This is a genomic window from Halorhodospira abdelmalekii (assembly GCF_016583625.1).
Classification (GTDB): Bacteria; Pseudomonadota; Gammaproteobacteria; order Nitrococcales; family Halorhodospiraceae; genus Halorhodospira; species Halorhodospira abdelmalekii.
The window spans coordinates 1-2,335 of record NZ_NRRN01000108.1 but is presented as its reverse complement, the minus strand read 5'-3'; the positions used below and the strand labels follow the sequence as shown (position 1 = coordinate 2,335).

Sequence of the window (2,335 nt, the reverse complement as noted above, 5' to 3'; positions counted from 1 at the left end):
GATAACGACGGGGTACGCCAAGAATCGCAGCCTCGGCGACGCCCTCCATATCCTCTTCGAGCGTCGCCCACAGGATTTCGTTGACGATCTCCATATACTCACGCATCCGACTCGCACAGTGATCGCGGTCGGCCTGAGAAATCGCGATCTCAATGCGCGAGTCGGCACTGCTAATGAGGGGGAGACCGACACCGAAAAGGACGATCACTCCGCCCGCGATGAGACTTATCCACGCTTTTACGGCCTGCCGTCGCGACACAACCGCCAACGTCCGGGTCGAGTCGCGCTGCAAAAGCCGCTCTTTGTCATGTCCTATGTCGTCTTTCATGGAACCTCCACAAGGAAACCTGCGATTTCAATCGCGGGAGGAATTGCGGCTACGGTTGTGCAACCGTCGCAATAGATGCGGGCCTTCCACCCGCTGGGCCGAGAGGCTCCGTCCCGTAAAGGACCCAGTTCAGAACTGGTACTCCATCCCCAGCCGCGCAAAGCGTCCTGGATCTGCATAGAGGGAGGTCTCATTGCCGGTATCCAATACGTTGTCGAGCGCGGCGTAGAAGCGGGTCGCGGGCCACTGCGGTGGGCGGTAATTGGCGTTGACATCAATGACGGTGTAGCGCTCGTCTTGCTCGTTATCATTAGGCGCGGTGTAGTGCTCACCCACATAGCGGGCTCGCCCCTGCAAGTGGAGGCTCTGCTGCGGCTGCCAGCGCAAAGTAACGATGGCTGCAAACTCCGGTGCGAAGGGTAAGTATTCGTAGTCCTCCTGAGTGACCCGCCGCCAAGTGGCCTCTTCCAGCCAAGTAGCCGTCAAATCGGTACCGAAGCGCGGCGACCAGTCGGTCTCCAGCGCCGCCTCTACACCGCGGGTGCGAGAGGTGCCGATATTGCGGAAAGTCCGATATTCCGGCGTCTCCTGCACCCGCTCAATGCGCTCGTCGATCTCGCTGAAAAAGGCGCTTACATCGTAGCGCAGCTGCATGGCCTGCGGCGTATTGACCCAGCCCCTGATCCCGACTTCGAAATTCTCACTCTGCTCCGGCTGCAGAGCGTGCCGCTCCTCTTTGATTCCTGGACGGACGACATCGGCTCCCAACATCCAGTCGCCGCGCGGCGATTGGGTATCGGCCGTCAGCGAACGCGGCTCAGGATATTTGAACCCCTGAGCGTAGTTGGCACGCAGACTGGCTTGCGGTGTCAGGGCGTAGACAACGCCGCCCTCGATCGAGGTGTTATCAGTACCGATCGAAGCGTCATCGTAGCGCGCGCCGTAAATCAGATCGAATTGCTGCGTAACCTGCCACTCGTGCTGAGCGAAGAGCCCAGCCTGCCAACGCGAACTGCCCTCTTGCCCGGCCACATGGTCTCGGTAGTCGTGGTCACGGTGCTCGAAGCCGACCTGAACGGTGTGCCCACTGGCCGGCATCCAGGTATTCAGCAACTCGTGCGTCCACTCCGTCAGCGTGATATCGCGCCCCTGAAAATCACTGTCGCTGCGAGCCGCAAAACCTAGATCGCGATAGTAGATTGCCGGTACGCGGCGATCTTTTTCGTAGCGGCTGTAGTGGCTACTGTAGCTTACAGCGAGTGTATCGGTCGCTTGCCAGTCGACACCTGCCGCCAATTCCCAACGCTGATTATCATCAATCCAGCTCACCGGAATATTGAAGGCCGGACGATGGCCGCCATCATTGGTCGAACTCGCGGTGTTGCTTCTCCCGCTGTTGATATAGTCGCGCTGACGCTCCTCCTTCATGTAGTTGGCGGCGACTTGGACACTGAGTAGATCGCTAAACCAATGCTCCAGCGAACCTCCGAGGGTGTAGACGTCGGCCTCGTCACGACGATACTCATCAATAGCATAGGTGTTCTGGAGGGCAACCGGATTGCCGTTCGTCGCCCAATCGAGGCCCTCCGAAGGCGCAACACGGCCGCCGCCGCCACTGCCACCACCGCTACCGCTACCGCTACCGCTGCCGCTGCTGCCACCACCGCCACCGCCACCGCCAGCAGGAACGCGCACCTCCGCTCGCTCTGTGCGGGTGTAGGCATCACGGCTATTGATTTGGCCAAACAGCGTAAACTGCGTCTCCGTGGTGCCGCCAAGCAAACTAAGCGCAGCATCGTAGCGCTGCGCCTCGCCATCTGCGGTCCGGGCACCGACCTGCAGATCAACGCTCCCTTGCAGACCCGGCTCCGGACGCTTAGGGAAACGCTGAAGTAATCGGGCTTTCGGCGTGGAAAGCCGAAGATTACAGCATCGATTGATTTTTGTTCAGGTGCTGGACGTCAATTTTCCGATTTTGGGCCAAAACGGGCTTATTTTCGTGTGGTG

The 2,335-nt window shown here is 59.6% G+C and carries 2 protein-coding genes; both read right to left on the bottom strand.

Annotation, left to right across the window (positions count from 1 at the left end; all coding sequences use genetic code 11):
* The coding region (locus tag CKO15_RS13545; RefSeq protein ID WP_200197325.1) for a hypothetical protein at positions 1 to 328 on the bottom strand (328 nt) is incomplete at its 3' end.
* 129 nt (positions 329 to 457) lie between these two features.
* Positions 458 to 2,110, bottom strand: a complete 1,653-nt coding sequence (locus tag CKO15_RS13540; protein ID WP_200197323.1) for a TonB-dependent receptor plug domain-containing protein — start codon at positions 2,108 to 2,110, stop codon at positions 458 to 460.
* Positions 2,111 to 2,335: the final 225 nt, after the last annotated feature.